Below are 4,855 nucleotides of genomic sequence, written 5' to 3'. Positions count from 1 at the left end.
GAGCCTGCAGGTCGACTTCGCCACTCCGAACTTCCTCATCCAGGAGCAGAGCCTCGGCATCCACTACAACGTGGGCAACGATCTGCTCGACTACCTGGTCGATCCGGCGGTGTTCGCGTTCACCGACGGCCACGTCGCGCGCCCCACCGCCCCCGGCCTCGGCATCGAGGTCGACGAGAACGCCGTCCGTGAGGCCGACAAGAAGGGCCACGCCTGGCGCTCGCCGCTCTGGCGCATGCCCGACGGGTCGCTCTCGGAGTGGTGACCCCAGCGCCAGTTCCGCCTACTCCTCCGGCCCGCCCGCCGAGATCGTAGATCGGTGACGAACTCGTAGATCCGAATCTACGAGTTCGGCGCACATCTACGATCTCGGCGAGCCGCGGCGGGTTGGGTGGGCTACGCCATCACACGATGCGGGGGTCGTCGAGGTCGGTGTAGACGCGGTAGGGGATGCGATCGGGCACCTCGGCGAGCGGGCGCAGCCTGCCGAGCGGCAGCCGCGCCGTTCCCACGCCCACCGGCCGGTACGCCGGCCCGGGTGTGCTGACCGGGTCTTCGCGCGTGAAGGCGGCGCCGAGGTCGACCATCTCCCACGGCGTCGGCAGCGAGATCGGCATGGTCCAGTCGGCGTTCTGCGCCAGCACCACCGGCCCGTGCGCGAACGCGACCCGGTTCGGGTGCCACCGGTCCACCGGCAGCACGCGTAGCCCGGCACCCAGCCGCACCTGCACCTCGTCGCCATCGGCCCAGTCGCGGTCCAGCTCACGCCAGCCACCTTCGACCACGGGTACCTCGACCAGCTCGCGGTTGACGCGCACCTCGAAGCTGTCGCTCCACGGCGGCACCCGCAGCCGCAGCGCGAACCGGCCGGATCCGGTCACCGTGAGCGTCGACTCGTCGCCCGCAGGGAAGTCCGTCCGCTGGCGGAGCCTGTGCTCGCGCCCGCCCTGGGACCAGGTGACCTCGGAGGGCACGTACAACGCCACCGCGACCCCGCCGTCGTGCTGGTGGTACACCAGATCGGGCAGATGCGAGACACCCTGCACATAGGTGCCCGAGCAGCACGGCCAGTCGTCCCAGTGCGGCAGCTTGGTCGCTATGCCCAACCGGTAGTCGTGGTAGTACGGCGACCGCCCACCCGGCCGCACCGGCGTGACCGCCCCCAGCCCGGAGAACACCAACTGCTCGATCCAATCCACATACCGCGCTTCACCCGTGAACCGGAGCAACGCCGTCGAGAGCTTGAAGGCCGCCCAGCTACCGCACACGATCTCGGCGGTGTCCGTGCGCCACTCCAGGCTCCGACCGAGCGAGCCGTCCTCGGGGAGCGTGAACTCGCTGGGTCCGTAGCCGCCGGTGGCGTAGGTCTGCGTCGTGGTGACGTAGTCGTAGGCGTTCCGCAGCACCTCGAGATGGTGCGGGTCCCCGCTCACCTCGTATGCCGCCGCGGCTGACGCGAAGGTGTTGACGTGCGAGTACGCGTGCAGCCACACCGGCACGTCCCACGGCTGCCCGGGCGCGGGCGGCTCAGCGAACGCGTGCCAGTAGGAGTCGTAGTGCCACAACTGCGCGAAGTCCTCCACGCCCTGGTCCGCGCCCGCGAGGTACCCGCGGTGCAGGTTCTCGGCGAGCGTGTACCACTCGATCGTGCGGGCGTGCGAGGTCGGCGTGATGACGCCGCCGGCGAAGTTCGCGGCGTGCGCCGCCGGTCGGTCGCGCTCGAAGGTGCGAGCCGCCCACTCGACCGTTCGGTCCAGCAGGTCGAGCGCCTCCTCACGCCCGGCCGGCGCGTAGCTCGCCACGTCCACCAGTCCGCACACGAGCTTCTCGTACCCGTAGAGCGACATGCGGGTGTCGCCATCGGCGCCGACGGTCTCGGCGTATCCGGCCACCAGCTCGACGGCGCGGTCGGTCGCCGCGCTCGCGCCCGCCGTGACACCGATCCGCGCGAGCCCGCTCACCCACTGGCCGAACGTCGGCTGGCTCGTGGTGCTGGACCAGCCGGTCATCGGCTTCCCCGATGACGTGAGGCCGGCCTGGGTGCGGAACCCGTGCAGGATGTCGTCGGGCGCCATCCCGAGATAGGTCTCGACGGCGTCGTTCACCCGGTCTCCGAGCGCACCCTCCAGGCGCACTCGCCCCTGGTAGCCGAGCGAGCGAAGCACGTGCTCGACGGCGGGAGTCGGCTTGTCGTGTGTCATCGGGCACCTGCGTGGGTGAGTGGGGCGAGTCGGGTCTGCGGCACTGGCGGGTTCGCGAGGATGCCGGTGCGCCAGAGGCATGCGGTGGCGATCGCTGCTGGCGCGATGGCGCCGAAGACGGGGATGAGGCCGGGGAGGAGGTAGTAGGCGCTGAGGATGAGGCCGACGCCGGCACCGGTGAGCAGCGTGGTGCCGGGGCGGCCGAGGAGGAGGATCAGGGCTCGCCGCAGCAGTGCGATGGCGCCGTCGTTGAAGTGGGCTTGTAGTGGCCAGACGATGGCGGTGGCGAGTCCGAGGGTGATGCCGAGGATGGTGTGTGTGCCGGCGAGCAGGGGGCTGGGTGTGCCGAGGTCGAGGTTCTCGACCACGGCGCTGGAGGCCAGCAGAACGGCCCAGATCGTCACGAGGGCGGCGCCGAGGCGGTTGGCGGGCCACAGCTCGCGGTGCCAGTGCGCACCGAACGAGGTTCTGGTGGTACGCCAGCTCGGTAGGTCCTGGTGGAGGCCGTCGCGTTCGTGTTCGCGCAGCACGGCGTGCGCGGCTGCGGTGGCGGGGAAGGCTCCCAGCAGGATGCCGCCGCGCAGGGTGTAGCCGATCCAGAGCAGTTGCAGGTAGAGCAGCCGTAGCCCGAGGCGGCCGGCTTGTTGGTGCAGGTGCAGGAGGCGTTGCATCAGCCCTTCACCGAGCCGATCATGATGCCCTTCTCGAAGTATCGCTGCATGAAGGGGTAGAGGATGATCACCGGCAGCGTGGAGACCACGATGACGCCGTACTTGATCTGGTCGGCGTACTGCTGGGCGTATGACCCGCCGCCGGATCCGCCGGATCCTCCGGCACCGCCGGAGAACGCCTGGTTGGAGATGAGGATGTCGCGCAGCACGATCTGCAGTGGTTGTTTCTCGTAGGTGCGCACGAACACCAGACCGGTGAAGAAGTCGTTCCAGTGCTGCACCAGGTAGTACAGGCCGATCACCGAGATGATCGCCATCGACAGCGGCAACGCCATCTTCGTGAAGAACTGGAAGTAGTTCGCGCCATCGATGGTGGCGGCCTCGTACAGCTCCTCCGGCAACGAGTTCTCGAAGAACGCCCGCGCGATGATCAGGTTGTAGACGTTCACTGCGCTCGGCAAGATGAACACCAGCCAGTTGTCCAACAGCGACAGGTCCCGCAGCAGCAGATACATCGGGATCAGGCCACCGTTGAAGAACATCGTGAACGCGAAGAAGAACATCAGCACCTTCCGCGGTGCGAACTCCCGCCGCGACAGCGCATACGCCGCCGGCAGCGTGACCAGCAGGTTCACCGCCGTGCCCACCACCGTGTAGACCAACGTGTTGCGGTACCCGGTCCAGATCCGGGCATCGTCCAGGATCTGGGAGTACCCGAACCAGGAGATCCGCTCCGGCCACAACCACACCCGCCCGGTCGCCACCATCGTGGGATCCGACACCGATGCGATCACCACGAAGTAGATCGGATACAACGTCACGAACAAGATCACGGCGCACAGCAGGAACAGCCCGATCGTGAACGCGACATCACCCGGTGACCGCCGGCTCACAGAGCGCAGCCTCAGCTTCATCGTCGTCATCGTCCTCACCACAAGCTCGTGTTGGACACCCGCTTGGCCACCTGATTCGTGACCACCAAGAAGGTGAAGTTGATCAACGTGTTGAACAGCCCGATCGCGGTTCCATAACTGAACTGGTTCGACAGGATGCCGATCTTGTACACGTACGTGGCGATCACTTCCGAGACCCCCAGATTCAAGGGGTTCTGCATCAGGAAGATCTTCTCGAACCCCGTGTTGAGCACATTGCCCATGTTCAAGATCAGCAACACGATCATCGTCGGCACCAACGCCGGCACATCGATATGCCGGATGATCGTGAACCGCCCCGCACCATCGATCCGCGCCGCCTCATACAACTGCGTGTCCACACTCGCCAGCGCCGCCAGATAGATGATGCTGTTCCACCCGCAGTGCTGCCACACCTCCGAGATCACATACACCGGCACGAACGGACCACTCGCCAGGAAGTTCACCCCGGACGCACCGAACAGCTCGGCGACCCGTGTGATCAACCCCGAACTCGGTGACAGGAACACCTGCAACATGCCCACGATCACCACGATCGAGATGAAGTGCGGCAGATACGTGGCCGTCTGCAAGAACTTCTTCCGCCGCCGCCCGATCACCTGATTCACCAGCAACGCCAACCCGATCGGGGCCACGAACCCGAACACCAACGTCGAAACACTGATCACGACCGTGTTGCTGATCAACGTCCAAAACTGAGGCGACTCGAAGAACTGCTGGAAATACTTCAACCCCACCCAGTCCCCACCAGTCAACCCAGCAGAGAAATCAAACTCCCGAAACGCCAACTGCAACCCATACATCGGCACATACGCAAACACCGCCACAAACGCAATCGCAGGCGCAGCCATCACCCACAACTGCCAATACCGACGCACATGCCGATTCAGTCGCTGCATCGGCGTACCCAGCGGGCGAGTCTGGGCACCGGCGGCGCGCGGTCGCCCGGTCACGGTGGTGGTCAACTCGATCTCCTTCGATCGCGGTGGCGCCCGCCGGAGCGGGGCCGACCCCGCATAACGCCAGGGCATGCTGAAGCTCGGGGTTCGTA

Annotated in this window: 5 protein-coding genes; 1 reads left to right on the top strand and 4 read right to left on the bottom strand. The window is 66.5% G+C overall.

The features are described 5' to 3' along the window. Window positions 1–265: enolase C-terminal domain-like protein (locus ACOJSN_RS09260; protein ID WP_420112210.1), on the top strand; the 265-nt coding region annotated here is incomplete at its 5' end. A gap of 139 nt (window positions 266–404) precedes the next feature. Here the strand turns inward: ACOJSN_RS09260 and ACOJSN_RS09255 are convergent. The 4 genes from ACOJSN_RS09255 to ACOJSN_RS09240 are packed head-to-tail and all read right to left on the bottom strand — an operon-like array spanning window position 405 to window position 4,769. Further along, a complete protein-coding gene (locus tag ACOJSN_RS09255) occupies window positions 405–2,201 on the bottom strand; it encodes a beta-L-arabinofuranosidase domain-containing protein (RefSeq protein WP_420112209.1) in 1,797 nt (598 codons plus the stop codon). Continuing rightward, entirely contained in the window at window positions 2,198–2,872 is a 675-nt protein-coding gene (locus tag ACOJSN_RS09250) for a DUF624 domain-containing protein (RefSeq protein WP_420112208.1), read from the bottom strand. The genes ACOJSN_RS09255 and ACOJSN_RS09250 overlap by 4 nt, the downstream gene beginning before the upstream one ends. Further along, a complete protein-coding gene (locus tag ACOJSN_RS09245; RefSeq protein ID WP_420112207.1) occupies window positions 2,872–3,795 on the bottom strand; it encodes a carbohydrate ABC transporter permease in 924 nt (307 codons plus the stop codon). Before ACOJSN_RS09245 ends, ACOJSN_RS09250 begins: the two co-directional genes overlap by 1 nt. Before the next feature lie 5 nt (window positions 3,796–3,800). Further along, complete coding sequence (locus ACOJSN_RS09240; RefSeq protein WP_420112206.1) at window positions 3,801–4,769, bottom strand: ABC transporter permease; 969 nt, start codon at window positions 4,767–4,769, stop codon at window positions 3,801–3,803. Window positions 4,770–4,855 lie beyond the last annotated feature (86 nt).

Source organism: Pseudactinotalea sp., from assembly GCF_048594945.1.
Taxonomy (GTDB): Bacteria; Actinomycetota; Actinomycetes; order Actinomycetales; family Beutenbergiaceae; genus Pseudactinotalea.
Note: the sequence above shows the minus strand (reverse complement) of the source record. Positions and strands in the feature narration are given on the sequence as shown.

Coding starts and splice junctions, on each gene's coding strand:
- ACOJSN_RS09255 (WP_420112209.1), bottom strand. CDS start 2,201: ATGACACACGACAAGCCGACTCCCGCCGTCGAGCACGTGCTTCGCTCG.
- ACOJSN_RS09250 (WP_420112208.1), bottom strand. CDS start 2,872: ATGCAACGCCTCCTGCACCTGCACCAACAAGCCGGCCGCCTCGGGCTA.
- ACOJSN_RS09245 (WP_420112207.1), bottom strand. CDS start 3,795: ATGACGACGATGAAGCTGAGGCTGCGCTCTGTGAGCCGGCGGTCACCG.